Below are 17144 nucleotides of genomic sequence, written 5' to 3' on the forward strand. Positions count from 1 at the left end.
TCACCCGACGATCTTCGCGGCTTCGCGCCGCGCCTGCGCGACGAGCACCGCCACCGCACAGGAGGCGAGTCGCGTAATGAGCGAATCCGCGCGGCTCGTCAGGATGATCGGCACACGCGCTCCGAGCACGATGCCGGCCGCGTCCGCGCCCGCGAGGAACGACAGGCTCTTGGCAAGCATGTTGCCCGCTTCGAGGTCGGGCACCATGAGGACATTGGCGCGCCCGGCCACGGGCGAATCGATCTGCTTGATGCGCGCGGCCTCGGGGTCGATGGCGTTATCGAGCGCAAGCGGGCCGTCGACGAGCGCACCCGTGATCTGCCGCCGATCCACCATCTTGCATAGCGCGGCGGCTTCGATGGTCGAGGGCACCTTTGGGCTGACGGTCTCCATGGCCGAGAGAATCGCCACCCGTACCTCCGGAAACTGAAGCGCGTGCGCAAGGTCGATCGCGTTTTGCAGGATGTCGACCTTTTCCTCCAGCGTCGGCGCGATGTTCACGGCGGCGTCGGTGACGATCAGCGCGTCCGCGTGGGCGGGCACGTCCATCACGAAGCAATGGCTGACGCGCCGGCCGGTGCGCAGCCCCGCATCGCGCCGGACGACCTCGGCCATGAGCTCGTCGGTGTGAAGGCTGCCTTTCATCAGCGCCTCGGCCTTGCCCTCGCGCACCAGTTGCGTGGCCGCGGCTGCCGAGGCCTCGCTGAACGGCGCGTCGACGATCTGATAATCGCTAATCGAAAGCTTGCACTCGGCGGCAAGCGATTCGATGCGAGCGCGCGGCCCGACGAGGATCGGCACGATCAGGCCGCTGCGCGCCGCTTCCACGGCGCCTTCCAGCGAGCTTCTGTCGCATGGATGGACCACGGCCGTGGGCATCGGCGCGAGTGTCTGACAGTGGGCAATGAGCTGGCGATACTTCGCGTGTCTGGGTTCCACGGACGAGTCCTCAGTGGGAAATATGGGCACGCTCATGACAGAGCGTGCTCTGGCCGCACCGCGGGAGCCGCGCCGAGCACCGCGCGAATGCGTTGCAACGCGTCCCATTGGTGCGCGGTCGGCGGCACGCTTTGCACGCGCGTGTCGGCCAGCAGACTGTCCAGCAACGTCAGCAGCCGCTGGCGGTCGTCCGGTTTGGCGAGCAGCGCGGGAAGCGTCGCGATGGCCTGTTGCGGCTCATAAGTCGCGATGAGTTCCTGTTCGCCGCGAACGCGCCGCCACTGATCGGGCGGCAAGCTCGGCAGATATTCGGCGTAGGCTTCAGCCAGTTCACGCTGCGTCGCAAGCCGGGCAAGCGAGAGCGGCTCGCCGCTGCGTCCAAGCAGGAAGGCCGCGCGCGCAACCGCTTCGTCGTAGCCGCCCTGCGCGATTGACGCCAATGCCTCCTTCACGAAAGGCAGTTCGCGCGGATTAGTAGCCGTGGACACGGCGATCTCGCGACTGCGATACCGTTGCGCGAAATGAAGCAGGAAGGGCGCGGTGTAGAGGCTGAAGAACAGCGACTCGGTGCCGGCGTCGCGCATCGCCCGATAGTGGTCGAGCGAGGCGCTGACGATTTCCGCGCCGCGATGTTCGAGCGCGCGCCACGGCGCGATATCGTCGGCATGCTGCCGGTTCGCCTTGACCGCTTCAGCCGCCGGGCGCAGCCAGGCAAGCCACGGATTCAGATCCGAAAAGGCCCAGCGCTGAAAGCGTAGCGGATGAAACTGGCGCAGGCATCGCGCAGTGGTCTCGTTCGACATCCACTGAACGTAGGGCTGCATGAACAATTCATAGGCGCGCTGGTTGAATTCGGAAAGCTCGGCAACGGCTTCGAACGGCTTTTCGTCCTCGCGCTTGAAGCGGTTGAAATGCTGCGCGATTTCTTCGAGACGATGTTCGACGAATGTCACCTCGTAAGCGACCTTCCCGTCGGCGCCGTTCACCTCGTCGATCAGCATCGCGTAGAGGCCCGGCGCGAGCGTCTCGATCATCTCGAGCACGTTGACAATCTGCGCATGCTGCTTCTTCGCCACCTTGCCCGACACGAAAACGCCAAGATGTCCGGCCTCCTGGTCCATCAGCCCGATGATGACCTGGCCGCGCGCCTTGATTTCCTCGGTGCTGCCATAGAGATCGGTCACCCAGTTGAAGGCCTGCTGCGGCGGCGTGATGTTGTCGCCCATCGAGGCGAACAGGATGATCGGCGAGCGGATCTCGCGCAGGTCGAACGCCTTGCCCGAAACGCCGCGCACTTCGCCCGACCAGAGCTTGTTGCCGATGAACAGATTGCGCGTGATCCACTCGATCTCTTCGCGGTTCATCAGGTAGTAGCCGCCCCACCAGCGCTCGAATTCCAGAAAGCGTGGCGGCTCCGTGTCGATGTTGTCGTAGACGTGGTAGTACTTGTCCCACAACGTGTTGGCCGGGTTCAGGTTCTCGAAGTTCTGCACGAGATAGGCGCCATCGAACTTGCCGTTGCCGAGATCGGACGAAAACGACGCGAGCCACGTGCCGCCCAGTATCCCGCCCGCATAGCGCATCGGATTGTCGCCTGCGCCGTCGCTCCACGCGCCGCTCCAGTACGACATCGGCGCGCCGTTGATGACGACGGGACCGGTATCCTCCGCCGACGAACTCGCGAGCATCATCGCGGCCCAGCCGCCCTGGCAGTTGCCGATGATGGCCGGCTTCGCGCTGTCGGGATGCAGCGCACGCACCTTCCTGACGAACTCCTGTTCGGCGGCGCATACGTCGAGCAGGGTCTGGCCGGGTTCGGGGTTCTGGAAGAACACGACGAAGTACACGGGGTGGCCCGCGCGCAGCGCGACGCCGACCTGCGAATCGTCTCTGAAGCCGCCAATGCCCGGACCGTGGCCGGCGCGCGGATCGATGATCAGATAAGGCCGCTTTTTCGCGTCGACGATCACGCCTTCGGGCGGCTTGATATACAGCAGCGCGTAATTGACGGGGCGCGGGAAATGCCTCGCGTCGAGCACGATGTCGTAGTCGAAATGAAGCGCGGGCTTGAGTTCCTGCGAAGCGCGTTCGACGTATTGCGTGCCGCGCTCGCGCATCGTGTCCCAGAACAGCAGCGAGCGCTGTGCGACGTCGACGGCGTAATGCCATGCGCTCAAGGGGTTGAGTTGCGCCGCGAATGAGGTCACGCTCTGGTCGCTGCCGGCGTCGCCGTCGACGGCTGCGCGCAACCGTTTCCCGTATTGCTCCATTGCGTTCTGCGTGCGCTTTTCCAGCACGCACGCGACTTTCCCGGCAATTTCCTGACTGCGCGCCAATTGCGTGGCTGCGTCCATGACACCGTCCTCCGTTGCTACATTGATTGAGCCGCGCTAGCGGCTGCCCCGCAGGCTGCTGGCGGGCTCGATGATTCGTGCGCGCACCGATAACGCATGCAACTCGTGCAGCGTACGCGTGCGGCTTTGGTCTGTTGTGACCTAGATCAATCGTGCGGCTGCCGATAGACGAAGGCAGGATGCCGCACCAATGCGGGGCGCATCTAATGGTGCTGACGAAGTGTCCGCGCCTGCTTCGAAACACGCGGCGGCGTGGTCACGTTTTGAACGACGAAGTCAGCAGTGCCAGCCACGTCGAGGAGGTGGAGGGAATGCACGAGCAGGTAACGCGGGAAACAAGGGGAGCATTGCCGGCACCGCGACAAAACCTCGACTCCATAAAAAAAGGACGCCGATTTCTCGAACGTCCTTGGCCCTGCAATGACTGCATGCAGCAGTCAGGTCATCGGCGAATTACCAGACATACCCGGCACTAGCGCCGACCGCTACCGTGCCGCGCGAGTTGGTCGAACCACCGCCCTTCAGGATCCACTTGCCGTTAGGCGTGTAGGTCGACAGACCGAATGCGACTGCCGACTGTCCGCCATATGTGCCGCCCGACATGCCCACCACGCTCTTTCCGGCAGCCGGTGCCTGCGGCAGCATGCTCAGTGCGACGGCGGACGCCGTTCCCGCGTTCGAGTCGCGGCGATAGCCTTCCATGTCGGAGCGCACGCTGCCGATCTGGTCGTTCATCTGCTGCACGTTGACCGCATCGGTCGGTGCGGTGCCCGCCGCGACGTTGGTGATCTGGCGTTCGTTGCCGATCGAGCCCACCGAGACGCTGTTGTCCCGATCCGCCACCGAACCCGCGCCCAGTGCGACGGAGTTGTTTCCATTCGCGCTGGCGTTCGCGCCCAGTGCCGTGCTGTTCTCACCCGATGCCATTGCGCCCGCACCGTTCGCCGTGCTGCTGCTACCCGACGCCGTCGCGCCGACACCCGTGGCCGTGCTGTTGATGCCCGTTGCCACCGCGCCGTTGCCGAGCGCCGTGCTGTTCGAACCCGACGCGTTCGCGTTTGAGCCCACCTGCACACTGCCATCGCCGCTGCCCGGCAGCGACGGATCGATCGTGCCGCCACCCGACGCGCCGCTTTCGATGTTCGACACACGGTCGTTCATCTGAGGGTCAATTTCGGGTACAGTCACGAGCCAGTCCGCCTACATTCATTCTTATATTCTGCGGGGGTCCACATGAGCACGATGAAGATTCGTGTCGTACTCGCCGACGATCATCCGGCACTGCTTTCGGGTATCAAACATGCGCTGTCCGTGCTTCCCACGCTGGACGTCGTGGGTACCGCCGGAGATTCGGGCGAACGTATCAGGCTGCTGAACGCGGTGCCCTGCGACGTCGTCATCACCGACTACGCAATGCCCGGCGGCGAGTATGGCGACGGCATGACCCTTCTCGCTTACCTGCGAAGGACTTATCCGGCGCTCAAGATCGTGGTCTTCACAACCATAGAAAACCCCGCTATCGCTCAGGAGATCGCCAACCTCGGGGTGCATGGGGTATTGGGCAAATCGCATGACACCGGTCACGTGATCTCGGCGATTCATGCCGTGTACGCGGGCGCCACGTACTTCCGCCTCACGTCGCGCGCGCCCGAGGGCGCACACGCCGAACTCGCCTCTAACGCGAGCGCACGCACGCGCACGCTGACCACGCGTGAAATGGAAGTGGTGCGGCTTTTTGTATCCGGCATGTCCGTCAACGAAATCGCGGAGCGGCTTCATCGCACGAAGCAGACCATCAGCTCGCAGAAGACGCGGGCAATGCGCAAGCTCGGTATCGACCGCGACGCCGATCTGTTCCGGTTTGCGTACGAAACGGGGCTCGCGGTCGCGACCGATGCGCCCGGAACCAGTTCCGCGGGCAACCTCGCCATCGAATGAGCGGCGCGCTTGCGCGCCGCCGCGAAGCCGCGAGGAGAAGGCACAGGCTTCCACTCGCGCTATGAACGGCGCTTCTTCCATGCATAGTCCGCGGGTGGGTCCGCTGCGCCCGAGCGTCCAACCGATTGCGGATTCTCGCTGCACAACGTCACAAAGCTGACGCCGCCGCCTTGCAATTGGGCATTGCGTAAAACCTCGGTGAATTTGAGCGCTTCCGCGAGCGCGCCAGGGTCGAAGCGCCTGAAGCGGGCGGATTCCTGTCCGGGGTTGCCGCTCGCGCTGTCGAGTCCACTTTCGAGCCAATAGACAACGAACATCACAGGCTCCATTTCGAGCGCAATGAGTTAAAGAAACCGCGATCGCACAACCGCGATCATCTGAAGGCACGAACCGCACGCGTCATACCTGAAACCAGAAATGCTTTAATAAAAATGTGGCAAACCGTAAAATCTGCCGAATTAACGGCTTTCGTTAAATCAATCGGCATATCGTTCCCGCGGCGCCTTCGAATTAACTCGCCATTGCGGTTTCGTCACGCGAGTTCGTAGTTTTACGTCACCCGAAACCCCTGCACACTCCGAAAACTACGCGAGTGCCAATTGTCGGACGATTTATTCGCTTCTAGAATTGAGCCACGTCCCGGCGCTCGCTTGCCCGAATCGGCGCGAGCGCGAGCCAGCTCCGCGTAGGCCTGTCGGGCGCTTGCGGAGCGGCAAAACGGAACACGAAGTTCCAGCGGAAAATCAATCAATGAGCGAAACGGGCGAAGAGCACACCGCTTTATTCACCTTCGGCGATACCCAACTCGATCACGAGGGCGCACAGGCGGCGCCGGACACGGCGCTGAGCGCCGGTGGGCAGGGGCTGGCCGGTATCGGCCGGCAGTTGCTCGAAGCACCGGGCAGCGAGGCACGGCAAGCGCTCATGCGTGAAGTGATCCAGCGCGCGGGGTTCGACTCGCTCTGCTATTGCCATATCGTGCGGATTGGCGAATTCGTCAGCCGCGCCGCCTGGTTCGACACTTACTCGCCGCCCGGCTGGGCCGAGCGCTATGGGCGCGAGCAGTTCTTCCAAATCGATCCGCGCGTGGCCTATGCGTGCCGTTTCGAATGGCCGTTCGCGTGGGATCTGGAATCGATGTTTTCCACGCCGATGGCCGAGCGCTGCGAAGCCTTCGCGCGCCGCTTCAGCCATGCGGCGAAGCAGGCGGGCCTGCAGAGCGGCGTGAGTGTCGGCCTCGCCACCGGCAATCCGCTCGAGCACTGCATCATCACGCTGTCGAGCACGCAAACGGGTCGCGGCTGGATCGCGGACACCACGCTCGGCGAAGCGTACGCAATCGGCGTGGGCCTGCACACCTTCATCGAGGCGCGCGCGCGCAGTCTGCTGCCCTCGCTGACGGCCGATACGCTCAACGACGTGCAGCGTTCGATCCTGCGCTTCGTCACGCAGGGCTTGAGCGATCGTGAAATGGCCGAATCCCTGTCGATGTCGGCGCACAACGTCGGCTATCACTTGCGGCAACTGAAGAAAATCTATAACGCGCAGAACCGCGTGCAGCTCGCGTATATCGCGGGCTGCATTCTCGGCGACTGACGCTGTACGCTCGCGGCCGCTGTCACGCGGACGGCCGCACCACCACCTGGCTACGGGACATCCGGCGACACGATTCGCCGGGGCCGAGGTGTGTCCATAACGACAACAGGGGGAGCGTATGACATACGGAACGGAGGTTCTGAACGAGCCTGCGGGCCTCGCGGTGCGCCGCATGGCGATGAGCGGCTACGACCGCAAGCCGTCGGCCTCGGCGAGCGAGGCGGCGGTCACGGCGCGAGCCGTCGACACGCCTGACATCAGCTACTTCGACGAAGCGGAACTGCTGGGCACGATCCGCCGCGACGAACTGGGCGGCGAAACCCATATCGCCGCCAACCTCGGCGCCGCCCGCAATACCGACGAGCGGATGCGCCTCGTGCGCGGCATGCTGCGCCTCGTCGGCTTCAGCGAACTCGGCTATCTGACGGTGAAGCTCGACGCGCAGGGCCGCCCGGAGCGTCTTTATTTTCCGCGCAGCTATCTGTCGGCGAATCTCGCGCCGCACTATTTCGAAGCCGGCTATCACCGTCATGATCCGCGCTTCGCCGCCGCGCTGACAGGCAGCGCGCCGCACGTCTGGGACCGGCGGCGGCTCGTCGAAGCGTGGCGCCGCGCGGGCTCACCGCCGGGCATGCGCGCGATGTTCGACGAGATGCGCGACGGCGGCATCGGCAGCGGCCTGATCTTCGGCCTGCCGATTCCGCACACGCGGCTGCGCTCGATCATCAGTTTCGCCGCGCCGAGCGAGCAGGCGGGATGGATCACCGACAGCGTCGTGGTGCAGTCGTTGACGTTGGGCCTGTCGGTGCATCAGCGCTTTTCGGCGTATGTGCGCGCGATCAACCGGCGCGAATCGGCAGCCGAATTATCGGCGCCGCAGATGCGCATTCTCGGCTTCCTGGCGGCCGGCCTGTCCGACAAGGAAATCGCGTTGCGCATGCATATCACCGCGCACAACGTCGACTACCATCTGCGGCGGCTGCGCCAGAAATGCGGCGTGACCAACCGCACGCAACTGGCTTTTCTGGCGGGGCAGATGCCGACCTCGTGACGTCAGCGCGCTCGTGCGGCGCGTGAGGAGGCCATGCAGCACGATCGCGCACGGACGTTCGCGTTCATCCATTCAAGCGCAAACGTCCCGCCAGATACGCCAGCTCCGAGCGATGGCGAACGCCATACGTTTTGCGCAGCAGCCGCAAGTGATAGTCGACGTTATGCACGCTCGTATGCAGCCGCAACGCGATCTGCTTGTCCGACAGACCGGACGCCACGCACAGCAGAATCTCCCGCTGCCTCTCCGACACCGTCGCCCCCACGGACTGCCGCGCGATCGTGCGCCGGTACGCGGCCGCAAGCTGATGCAGCGATAAACCGAGCCCAAGCGTCTGCGCGAGGATGCTGCTGTCGATCCACTTGTTCCTCGGGTTCATCGACGTGAAACTGACGATCACCTGGAAACCGCTCGATGGAACCGGCAGGCCGAGCATGATGCCCGAGCGCATGCCGTCGGCGTCCATCTCCTGCAGGAAGCGGTTCGCGCGCGGATCGCGGCCGCGGCTCCTGCACGCCTTGTTCAGTTGCGACAGGTCCCACACGACCGGCGGCGCATGCGCACGGCCGATCGCGAGGCGAGGATCGACTTCGAAATAACGTTCGTGGAAGTAATTGCCGCGAAACTGCGCCGGCACCAGGCCCTCCACCATGAACGCGCGCGCCACCCGCTCGTTGACGACTTGCAGCGTCACATAAGCGACCGTATTGAAGCCGATGATCCGCAGCAAGCCCGCGAAAAGCCGCATGCGCTCCGCCGGCGTGGCCGCCGACGCCAGTTCCCGGATCAGATGCGATTGCGCGTCCGGGCGGCGCGCGGTGGAATCCGCCGCGAGATCGCGATCCGTATGCCAGATCAATTCCGGCGGCGCGTCGGCGGTCTGCGCGGCTCCCGCCGCGGCGGGTTGCCCGCCGGCCTGGCGGCGCTCCATGTCGATCAACGGTACCGAAAAGCCATGCATTGGACTGCTCCGGTGAACGTGAGAGTAAAGCGGTAAGCGATCCGTCCTCGTCACACTATCCCAGCCTGTCTTCGTGAATTGAAAGTAACATCGTCGGACTTCAGGGAGCGTTTCGAGTGAACCATGTTTGATACCGTGCTTCTGCGATCCTTCGTGACCGTCGTTCAGGAAGGCGGCTTCACGCGCGCGGCGAACCGTTTGCATCTGACCCAATCCGCGATCAGCGCGCACTTGCGGCGGCTCGAGGAACAGGCCGGAAAAAGCCTGCTGTTTCGCACCACGCGTTCCGTCACGCTGACATCGGACGGCGAATTGCTGATGGGCTACGCGCGCGCCATCCTCGCGCTCAATCAGGACGCGCTCACGCAACTGACCCGCGTGTCGCCCCGAGGTCCGATGCGCATCGGGCTCTCCGAGGACATCGTCAGCGCCGCGTTGATGCAGGCGCTGCAGCGATTCGCCGCCAGCCGCCCCGGCCTGACGGTCGACGTCAGAGTCGGCATTCCCGCGCATCTGCTGCAAATCATGGACGAAGGCGAACTCGATCTGGTGATCGGCGGCCGCTGCCACGACGCGCGCCCCGGCCGCCTGCTGTGGCGCGAACCGCTCGTCTGGGCGTTCGCCGAAGGCGCGGCGCTCGACCCTGCGCTGCCGGTGCCGCTGGCACTCTTTCCCGAGCCCTGCCCCTATCGCGAAGCGGCGCTCACCGCGCTCGCGCAAGCCGGCGTAAGCTGCCGCATCGCGATGGTCTGCCCGAGCAGCGCGGGGCTGCGCGCCGCGGCACTGGCCGGCTTCGCCGTGATGCCGGCCGTGCGCGGCCAGTTGGGAGGCGGACTCCAGACGCTCGCCGGCGAGCCGCGGCTGCCGGCGCTGCCGAAGGTGGAATTCACCGTGTTCGCCGCGCCCCATGCCGCGCCCGCCACCGTCGATGAAATCTGCAACGCGGTGCTGCCTACTCCTGGCGATCCGAACTAACGCAAGTTCGCCCCGACAGCACGCGAGCGCAAGCTGCCAGCATGCCGCGTCAAAAATCGCGCGCCAACGTGCGCGCGGCGCCGAGCGCCGCGGCGCGGTCGGGCTCGCCGTCCGCCCCGAAAAGCGTCTTCTCCACCACGATCGGCTGCACGTCCGTCACGCCGACGAATTTCAGCCACATCTCCATGTACGGCCGTTGCAGGTCGTACTCACGCGCCGGCGTGAAGGACCCCGGCGACGCGTAATCCAGGCCGCGCGCGTAAACAACCGCCGCCTTCTTGCCGGCCAGCTTGCCGCTAAAGCCCGCGCCGTCGAACGTGAACAGCACGTCTTTCTGCGAGATCACGTCGATCAGTTGCTTGAGGCGGTACGGTATGCCGAAATTCCACAGCGGCACGCCGAACAGCAGTTTGTCGGCCTCGTGAAACGGCGCCGCGAGCGCTTCGATTTGCCGCCACGCCGACGCCTGCTGCGGCGTCAATGCGTCGCCACGCAGACCGGCGTACTTGGCCGCCAGCGCGTCGCCGTCGAACTCGGGCAGCGTGAGCGCCCAGATGTCCAGCGTCTCGATCGCGTCGCCGGGATGCGCGGCTCGGTACGCGTCGAGAAACGCATTGCACACTTCAATGGATGCCGAATGCTGCTTGCGCGGCGAGCATTCGATGTACAGCAGCTTGGCCATGACGTTACGCTCCGCTCCTGGGATGAAAGAAGACACCGAGGTCGGGACGACGACGTCGCCCGATGCGTAGAGGGTATGGCCGGAGCGCGGGACGGACAAACGAAGAAAACCGGCCCGATTAAGTGGCTTTGGTGATGAATGGCGCCCAACCCGCCGGGGAGAAGCGTCTCCGAAACGCATCATCTGAACATCTTTGCGACGGAATTAAAACTACGGATCTTCGCTGAAACAGGCGATTGAAACGACGCGCGGCGGGAGAGCGCCCGTCAGGCGGGACCGGACGGCCGCCGGACCCTGCATCTGAAGGCGCGAGGGGGAAGCGCTCAGGAAGCGGCTGCAAAGCGCCGCGCCATTGCACCGCGGGCGCCAGGCTCCGCACCGGAACCCGCGCGGGCCAAGCGTTCACGTCGTCAAGGCGTGGCGGCGGCTCGTCCCACAGGCTCGGCAAAACGCACGCCGGGGGTGGCGCGCAGCACGGCGATCTGCTTCGACGTATCGGCATTGGCCTGCATCGACGCGAGCGAATAGACGCCGGCTTCGCTCGGCCCCGCGACGATCTGCAATTGCAACTGAGCCAGAACGGACTGCAGCCGACCGATCGGCATGGCCGGATCGACCACGAGCCGCACGGTCGGCGCCGCGCTCGTGTCCTCGGCCTGCGACAGCGTGCGATATTGCGAAGGGGGCAGCCGGCTGAACCATTGCCCGCCCAACACGGCCAGCGCGCCGGCCTGGAGCAGCACTGCGGCGGCGAGCCCATACGACAACACCGCGAGGCGCCCGCGCGAGGCCCAGCCGGCCAGTTTCGCCGACGGCGCGGGCGAGTGTTGACCGGCATCGTCGAAACGCTGCCAGAAATGCGCAAGACCGCGCTCGGCGGCACTGTCGGCGGCCGCGTCCGTCGACTGTTCCTCCGTCGACATCGCGATGTAAACCTTGCGCTGAAATTCCCACTCGGCCCGGCACCGCGCGCACTCCCGCAGATGCGCCTCGACGGCACGGCGCTGGTGTTCCGACGCGCTGCCGTTGAGCACCCAGGGAATCAACTCCCATGCGTGCCGATGCACAGCGTCCCTATCGACCGGAGGATTCACTTGTCGCTCCTCCTGAAACCGGCCCGCGCCGGCCGGCGGTCGAGCGGTTTTCCCGCGCCGCGCGCGGCGGCTAAAACGCGGCTCTGGTTGACTCCCTGGCTCGGCATGCGGCTGTCCTCGAACGTCCTGATCCCAATGTTTGGACGTAAGTGCCCGCCGCCGCCCCTAAAGTTGCGGCGCGGCAAAAATAAAACGGTGCGGATCGCGGAACGCATCCTTGCCGGAGCGCCACATCGACATCGACGCGCGGCGCGGCGCGTCGTGCTTGCGGTTCGGCTGGATGCGCGGGGGTTCGGTCCCCGTGGCGCGGATGCCAGTGATGCGATGGGACAATCGAGGTTTGCGCTGCCGCGGCGCATCGGCGCCAGGCCGTTGATGAACCTCGCATTGCAGCGCGGCGAACGGGGCTTCTCGCGGGCACGCAAGCTGCGCGGCGCGGCCAACCGATGTATCGTTACGTCGATTGTCGGCTGTCGCGTCGACTGCGAGCCGAGCCCGTTACATATGATGAATTGCTGAATACTCTTCGATACATGAAACCTTTGAAGCGCTCGTCCCGTGCCGGCGAACCGCGCGACGTCGACGGCGATGCGCCCCGGCTCGCACTCACTTATCCGCCGGAGCAGTTTGCCGCGTTGCTCGAAAAACACTTCGAGCAGATTCGCGGCTACTGCGCGCAACTCGACCTGTGTCTGTCCGAACACCGCTATGCGGATGCGCTGTCGATCGCTCGCCAACTCACGGGCACGGCGCAATGCCTCGGAACATCGGGCGACGACATCGCCGTGTTGCGCGAATACGAACGCGCGCTCGAACGCCAGGAGGCCGACGCCGTCGAGCGGGCCGGCGGCGAGGCGCAAATCGTCGCCTTCCGTCTGTGCGTCGCCATCAAGGAAGCGCTCGCGGAGCGGTCGGCGAAACGCGACCGCTCCGACTGACGCATCGTTTCACGCACGCGCGCTTCGGCGCATGCGCCTTATATCGGCCGACGCGCCGGATCGAAGCACGGCGGCCGGCAGCAACGCTTCCACGAATGAACACGCATGCCCGCGGGTCAGCCCGAATAGAGCTCGCTCGCGCGCACTCGTTGCACTTGCCGCCGCGCGCCGCCAAAGACATGCTCGACGATTTCCGGCGAATAGCGATAGTTCCACCTCAGTTCGACGCCGGGCTCGATATCTCTTCGAGCGAAGAACGCGCGGATCGAAAAGTGCCGGCCGCAGCGTGACGACGCATCGAACGTCTGCGCCTCCATGTTGTAGCCGTCGTCATCGGCCTGGGCAACCGGCACGCCCTCGGCGTCGTAGGCGAGAGACGTGTTCGCCATCGCCAGAATGTTCTCGCCGTCGATGAAAGCGACGCTATCGCCCGAATTCGCGCTGAGCACGAACGACTCCTCGACGCAGGAAAAAAACATCGCCGCGCTCATGAGGCGTCCGCCGTAGACCCCGAGACATTCGCCCGCGCGAATCGCCCGCACCGCGAACGCGCCGCGCTCGCCGATCAGCGCATGCTCGCGCGCATCGCGCAAGTCAGCGGGGCTGATCGTGCGACAGTGCATTGCGTTCGCATAGGCTTCGGCGCGCACGCGATCAGGCAGAGCCGGATCGATATAGGGCTGCACCGCGGCGAGACGCGAGTCCGCCGTCGCATCCGTCGTGCCCTGCTTCGAGCGCAGCGCGACGATGTGAACCGGGTTCGCCAACTCATCGCGATACGGATAGCGCGCGTCGATTTGCGGCGAGTACGGCAGACGCGCAATCGCGTGGTCGCGTTTGAACGCTTCGAAGGCTTCGCGCAGCGACTGCAGGGCTTGGCCCGCGGCGAGCGTGTCGCCGGCCAGCGACGCGTCGATTTGCGCCTTCAACGCGGGCACGATGTCGAAGATGGCTTCGTGCCGCGCCGCCAGTCCCGAAACGCGCGCCGCCTCGGCAATGCGCTCGCGAATCGTGTCGACAAGCGCTTGCGCGCGCGGTTGGATTATTGCTGTCATCGGACCTCGCCTTGCCGTATCCGGCTGGAATCGCTTCTATGAATAGCGCGACGTTAGCCAGTTCGACCCTTGTCCGCGCGACACGGCGGCGAAACGGCTGCGCCGGCAGCGAAGTCGTCACGACGCTTCGTTTGCGGCGCCACGGCGTCGCCGCGCGCGCGGGCGGCGCGGGCCGCGCGGGTCTACGCTCCGATATCCGCGCGAGCCGCAAACCGGCCGCTCATCACATCGCGAATGCGCGCATCCGCGGCACAAGGAGCATCCGATGCCCGATCGAATCACTTCCTCGCCCAGCATTTCGACCGTCGATAGACCGGACACGGCGCCGGCTCAGGACCACGCCGCCGCGCGAGGCAATCGGCCTTCGCGCGCCTTGAGCGCCGGCTTGCAGGAGGGGCCCGGAAGCGCGGCTTCGTTGCAGCGGCGAACGCAGGGTGCGCCCGCGCCGCGCACGTTGCGGCGCACGCTGTCGCATAGCGACATCACGAATCGCGTCGCCGCCTTCTCGCGCCGCTTTCAGGCGGATCAGGAAACGCCGCCCGCCGCGCGGTTCAGCGTCGCGCGCGCGCGTGAGGCAGAAGAGCGGCCGGCGCCGCCAACGCAGAGGGATGCAGCGGTGGAGCACCCGGCAACGGCAACGGCGTCGTCGACCGGCAACGCGAGCAATCCGCCAAGCGCAACCAGCGCGACCACAACGGAGACCACGGCGACCACTCCTGCCGCGCCCGGCCAAACCACCGCCGGCTCGCATGAGGCTCAAAGCGGCCACGACGCTCCCGCCTACCCGTATCCGGTGCCGTATTTCGGTCCGCATCTCGGGCCGAGCTATGCGTCTTACGCGTCCTATGCGTACGCGCCGCACATGCAACCGTGGGCGGCGCCGTACCACGCGCCCTATCATTCGAACTGGAACTGGACGGCCCAGCATACGCATCCCGCAACGGCGTCCGCGTTCTCGCCGCACGGATACGCGGCCTACACGCAACCGCAGCACTGGCAACCGCAGCCGACCTGGGGCATGCCCTCCTATCACAGCCGGGTAGTCGGCGCGAACAGCCGGTTCGGCTTCAGCTACGGCTCCGGCGACGGTCCCGTCGGCAAGCAGATGCACATCGGCTTCCATTTCAACGGGCGCTTTCGCACGTTGAGCTTCGGGCTCTATCCGAGCGCGACGCGGCCGTTCTTCGTCTCGACGCAAAGCGGCCGCATGAACGCGATGCCGCCTGCCTGGCCCTCGGCGGCTCCGTGGCACACGCCGCCCGCGTATCACTACGGTCCCGCCGCGCATGCCCATCATGCGGCTTACGCTCCAAGCGGAGCGTCGTCGGCGGCCTCGAACCAGCGCGTTGAAGGCGAACCGGCGCAAGTCGCCGGTCACACCGCCGGTACACATGCGGCGCGCCCTTGGCACACGGTGCTCGGTGTGCCACAAGATCAAGCGACGGTCGAGTTCGTGACGCGGCGCTATTTCAGCAAGAAGCGTGTGCTGAACCCGGAGACGGCCAGCGGCAAGATCGCACTCCTCGAACTCCGTGCGGCCTACGAAAGCGCAATGGAAGCGCTCGCCATTCGCGCGTCGTTGGAAGAGACGCCGCGAGCGAATGTAGGCTGAAGCTCACCGCGTCTTTCATCGTTGGAGGGCTCAAGACGAGAAAACGCGCCCCGCGGGGCGCGTTTCTCATCGACGCCGGCCGACGCGCGAGCGCCGGTCAGCCAGGCAACGCTCAGTGCACCGCGGCGTCCAGCGGACGCCCGTTGTGATCGACACCCGCGTTCGTATACGCTTCATCACGCGCGGCGCGCAAGGCCTCGGGATCGATGTGCGGACCGTCGTTGACGCGGCCGTCGCCCGACGAACGCAAGCCCTTTTCCACGAAGTCGCGAGTCAGCACGTGCCGTTCGAATGCCCGCACCTTCGGACGCGCCTCCGTGAGCACGCGATCGTAGTTGCCCGTCTTCACCGCGACACGCGCTTCCGGCGTCAATTGGTCGAGCAGCGGCTTATACATGTTGCCGGTTTCCGCCCAGGTGTCCTTGACCTGCGGATTGAGCGCGTCCGAGCCGAACAGGAAACGATCGGGAAACTCGTTGATGAGCGCCGCCCACGCATGCACGGATTCGTGATCCGGCACTTCGGTGCCGTCGGGCTGCGTCTTCATGACGATCTGACGGGCCACGCGCGACCACGAAATGTCGATGTGGATGTGGCTCATCTGCGGATCGGAGAGGATCGTGCGCAGGTTGTTCGCATGGTCGATCGGCTTGCGCACGAAGCGTCCGATACCGCCGCAATGCGCCCAGATCAGCGTGGTCTTGCTGGTCTCCGGCGACGCGAAAAGCTTCTTGAGGTCGTTCAGATACTGCGGCTGGCCGATGCCGTTGGCTCGCTGATTCTCCGTCGAATCGACGTCGCAATGCAGCACCACCGGCATGCCGATCACGCCGGCCGTCGCCACCAGTTGCTTGAACGACTGCACGTTGTTGGTCAGGTTGGCCTGCCGCGATCCCTCGTATTGCTGCTGCACCAGTTCCTTGTGGATCGTCACCTCGCCCACGCCGGTGAACATGCCGGGATGCGTCGCGAGCTTGAGCAGCAGCGCTTGCGGACTCAGCGGCGAACCCAGGTGCAGGCCGGTCACCATCGGGTCGAGGCGGTCGCGTTCGGCGTGCGAGAGCTGCGCGATCTGCATGAACAACGCGGTGTCGGCGTCCACCTGCTGGTTCAGCATCAAGTGCGCGCCCTGCGTGATTTCCTTCTCGACCTCGGGCGTCAATTCATGCGGCTGAATGTTGGTGTGCTTCTGCTGCACGTAGTACGACTCGGCGGGAATCTTGTTGTGGTTCGGCGCGTGCGTGTGCTCGTCATGGCTGCCGCACGGCATCACGTCCGTCGGGATCGGCGACATCACGCTGCGGTGGATGCCGACCTCGTCCATCATCTTCAGCATCTCGCGCGGCACCATGCCCTGCTGCACGTAGTTCGTCGGGTGGAAGTGCGAATCGGACATCCAGTCGCCGGTCGCGTTGCGGCTCGCGTGCGCATTCTCCAGCGGATGCTGCGCGAGGGTGTCGACGGTGGCGGTCAGCATGGCGGACAGCTCGGGCGTGCCGCGCAGCGCCTGCGAAACCGCGCGCTTCTGCCCCGCCGCGCCGGGCCCCGCGGGAGACACGTCGAAGCCCCGCACCGACACGCTGTTGTCGTCGAAAAAGCGTGTGTGAGCGCGCAGCAGCTTGTCCGCGCCGGCCCGCACCGGCGGATTGGCGGTCTCGCCGCCGCCGGTGGCGGCGCGTTTGGGCGCCGACGGCTGCGGGCTGCCGGTGCCGCCCAGCGACGTGGCGCCGCGCTTGCGCGACGTGCCGCCGCGGCGCGCGGCGGGTTGGCCGGCGCCGGACGAGCCGGCCTCCGAGGTGTGATCGGTCGCCGGCGTATGAGCCGAATTGATGCGAGTCATGTCTTTCTCCAAGAGAGTTTCGGGGTGGCGCGCGAAAGCATGCTAGGCGTCACCCGGTGCTCTCCTTCGCAGCGGCAGCGAAACATGGCATCCCTTAACGAAAACCTCG

16 protein-coding genes are annotated in these 17144 nt (G+C 65.5%); 7 read left to right on the forward strand and 9 right to left on the reverse strand.

From position 1 onward, the window contains the following. From BUE39_RS25780 to BUE39_RS33835, 3 genes are all read right to left on the reverse strand, one after another. Positions 1 to 1047, reverse strand: coding sequence for a phosphate acetyltransferase (locus tag BUE39_RS25780; RefSeq protein ID WP_176035764.1), 1047 nt, complete (start codon positions 1045 to 1047; stop codon positions 1 to 3). Then, positions 972 to 3293, reverse strand: coding sequence for a DUF3141 domain-containing protein (locus BUE39_RS25785; RefSeq protein WP_073431544.1), 2322 nt, complete (start codon positions 3291 to 3293; stop codon positions 972 to 974). The genes BUE39_RS25780 and BUE39_RS25785 overlap by 76 nt, the downstream gene beginning before the upstream one ends. Positions 3294 to 3746: 453 nt before the next feature. After that, complete coding sequence (locus BUE39_RS33835; protein WP_083082825.1) at positions 3747 to 4454, reverse strand: YadA family autotransporter adhesin; 708 nt, start codon at positions 4452 to 4454, stop codon at positions 3747 to 3749. 72 nt (positions 4455 to 4526) lie between these two features. Here BUE39_RS33835 and BUE39_RS25805 point away from each other — a divergent pair, with 72 nt between their 5' ends. Beyond that, entirely contained in the window at positions 4527 to 5231 is a 705-nt protein-coding gene (locus tag BUE39_RS25805) for a response regulator (RefSeq protein ID WP_083082827.1), read from the forward strand. A 59-nt stretch (positions 5232 to 5290) separates the two neighbouring features. Here BUE39_RS25805 and BUE39_RS25810 read toward each other — a convergent pair whose 3' ends face one another. After that, the gene (locus BUE39_RS25810) at positions 5291 to 5548 is read right to left on the reverse strand and encodes a hypothetical protein (protein ID WP_073431545.1); all 258 of its coding nucleotides are present in this window, start codon (positions 5546 to 5548) and stop codon (positions 5291 to 5293) included. A gap of 433 nt (positions 5549 to 5981) precedes the next feature. Between BUE39_RS25810 and BUE39_RS25815 the strand changes: the two genes are divergently transcribed. Further along, positions 5982 to 6827 (forward strand): autoinducer binding domain-containing protein, encoded by an 846-nt coding sequence (locus BUE39_RS25815; RefSeq protein ID WP_073431546.1) that lies wholly within the window; start codon positions 5982 to 5984, stop codon positions 6825 to 6827. Between the two features lie 118 nt (positions 6828 to 6945). Continuing rightward, positions 6946 to 7878: a helix-turn-helix transcriptional regulator gene (locus BUE39_RS25820; protein ID WP_073431547.1), complete on the forward strand. Its 933-nt coding sequence runs from the start codon at positions 6946 to 6948 to the stop codon at positions 7876 to 7878. Positions 7879 to 7942: 64 nt separating this feature from the next. On the opposite strand, the gene BUE39_RS25825 is transcribed toward BUE39_RS25820, so the two are convergent. After that, positions 7943 to 8839, reverse strand: coding sequence for a helix-turn-helix transcriptional regulator (locus BUE39_RS25825; RefSeq protein WP_073431548.1), 897 nt, complete (start codon positions 8837 to 8839; stop codon positions 7943 to 7945). A 123-nt stretch (positions 8840 to 8962) separates the two neighbouring features. Between BUE39_RS25825 and BUE39_RS25830 the strand changes: the two genes are divergently transcribed. Beyond that, complete coding sequence (locus tag BUE39_RS25830) at positions 8963 to 9814, forward strand: LysR substrate-binding domain-containing protein (RefSeq protein ID WP_073431549.1); 852 nt, start codon at positions 8963 to 8965, stop codon at positions 9812 to 9814. A gap of 49 nt (positions 9815 to 9863) precedes the next feature. Here the strand turns inward: BUE39_RS25830 and BUE39_RS25835 are convergent, their stop codons facing one another. After that, on the reverse strand, positions 9864 to 10496 hold the full coding sequence (locus BUE39_RS25835) for an FMN-dependent NADH-azoreductase (RefSeq protein WP_073431550.1): 633 nt from the start codon (positions 10494 to 10496) through the stop codon (positions 9864 to 9866). A gap of 410 nt (positions 10497 to 10906) precedes the next feature. Beyond that, complete coding sequence (locus BUE39_RS25840) at positions 10907 to 11590, reverse strand: zf-HC2 domain-containing protein (RefSeq protein WP_073431551.1); 684 nt, start codon at positions 11588 to 11590, stop codon at positions 10907 to 10909. On the opposite strand from BUE39_RS25840, the gene BUE39_RS34470 reads away from it, so the two are divergent. After that, on the forward strand, positions 11591 to 12109 hold the full coding sequence (locus BUE39_RS34470; protein ID WP_143031997.1) for a hypothetical protein: 519 nt from the start codon (positions 11591 to 11593) through the stop codon (positions 12107 to 12109). Positions 12110 to 12123: 14 nt separating this feature from the next. After that, on the forward strand, positions 12124 to 12528 hold the full coding sequence (locus BUE39_RS25845; protein WP_073431552.1) for a hypothetical protein: 405 nt from the start codon (positions 12124 to 12126) through the stop codon (positions 12526 to 12528). A gap of 116 nt (positions 12529 to 12644) precedes the next feature. On the opposite strand, the gene BUE39_RS25850 is transcribed toward BUE39_RS25845, so the two are convergent. Further along, positions 12645 to 13583, reverse strand: a complete 939-nt coding sequence (locus BUE39_RS25850; RefSeq protein ID WP_073431553.1) for an SET domain-containing protein — start codon at positions 13581 to 13583, stop codon at positions 12645 to 12647. A gap of 265 nt (positions 13584 to 13848) precedes the next feature. On the opposite strand from BUE39_RS25850, the gene BUE39_RS25855 reads away from it, so the two are divergent. Then, entirely contained in the window at positions 13849 to 15195 is a 1347-nt protein-coding gene (locus BUE39_RS25855; protein ID WP_073431554.1) for a hypothetical protein, read from the forward strand. A gap of 112 nt (positions 15196 to 15307) precedes the next feature. Here the strand turns inward: BUE39_RS25855 and BUE39_RS25860 are convergent, their stop codons facing one another. Continuing rightward, positions 15308 to 17035, reverse strand: a complete 1728-nt coding sequence (locus BUE39_RS25860; RefSeq protein ID WP_073431555.1) for an amidohydrolase family protein — start codon at positions 17033 to 17035, stop codon at positions 15308 to 15310. Between the last annotated feature and the right edge of the window lie 109 nt (positions 17036 to 17144).

The sequence above is a fragment of the Paraburkholderia terricola genome (assembly GCF_900142195.1).
GTDB lineage: Bacteria > Pseudomonadota > Gammaproteobacteria > Burkholderiales > Burkholderiaceae > Paraburkholderia > Paraburkholderia terricola.

Coding starts and splice junctions, on each gene's coding strand:
- BUE39_RS33835 (WP_083082825.1), bottom strand. CDS start 4,454: ATGAACGACCGTGTGTCGAACATCGAAAGCGGCGCGTCGGGTGGCGGC.
- BUE39_RS25860 (WP_073431555.1), bottom strand. CDS start 17,035: ATGACTCGCATCAATTCGGCTCATACGCCGGCGACCGATCACACCTCG.
- BUE39_RS25815 (WP_073431546.1), top strand. CDS start 5,982: ATGAGCGAAACGGGCGAAGAGCACACCGCTTTATTCACCTTCGGCGAT.
- BUE39_RS25805 (WP_083082827.1), top strand. CDS start 4,527: ATGAGCACGATGAAGATTCGTGTCGTACTCGCCGACGATCATCCGGCA.
- BUE39_RS25785 (WP_073431544.1), bottom strand. CDS start 3,293: ATGGACGCAGCCACGCAATTGGCGCGCAGTCAGGAAATTGCCGGGAAA.
- BUE39_RS25855 (WP_073431554.1), top strand. CDS start 13,849: ATGCCCGATCGAATCACTTCCTCGCCCAGCATTTCGACCGTCGATAGA.
- BUE39_RS25830 (WP_073431549.1), top strand. CDS start 8,963: ATGTTTGATACCGTGCTTCTGCGATCCTTCGTGACCGTCGTTCAGGAA.
- BUE39_RS25850 (WP_073431553.1), bottom strand. CDS start 13,583: ATGACAGCAATAATCCAACCGCGCGCGCAAGCGCTTGTCGACACGATT.
- BUE39_RS25835 (WP_073431550.1), bottom strand. CDS start 10,496: ATGGCCAAGCTGCTGTACATCGAATGCTCGCCGCGCAAGCAGCATTCG.
- BUE39_RS25780 (WP_176035764.1), bottom strand. CDS start 1,047: ATGGGACGCGTTGCAACGCATTCGCGCGGTGCTCGGCGCGGCTCCCGC.
- BUE39_RS25825 (WP_073431548.1), bottom strand. CDS start 8,839: ATGCATGGCTTTTCGGTACCGTTGATCGACATGGAGCGCCGCCAGGCC.
- BUE39_RS25845 (WP_073431552.1), top strand. CDS start 12,124: ATGAAACCTTTGAAGCGCTCGTCCCGTGCCGGCGAACCGCGCGACGTC.
- BUE39_RS25810 (WP_073431545.1), bottom strand. CDS start 5,548: ATGTTCGTTGTCTATTGGCTCGAAAGTGGACTCGACAGCGCGAGCGGC.
- BUE39_RS25820 (WP_073431547.1), top strand. CDS start 6,946: ATGACATACGGAACGGAGGTTCTGAACGAGCCTGCGGGCCTCGCGGTG.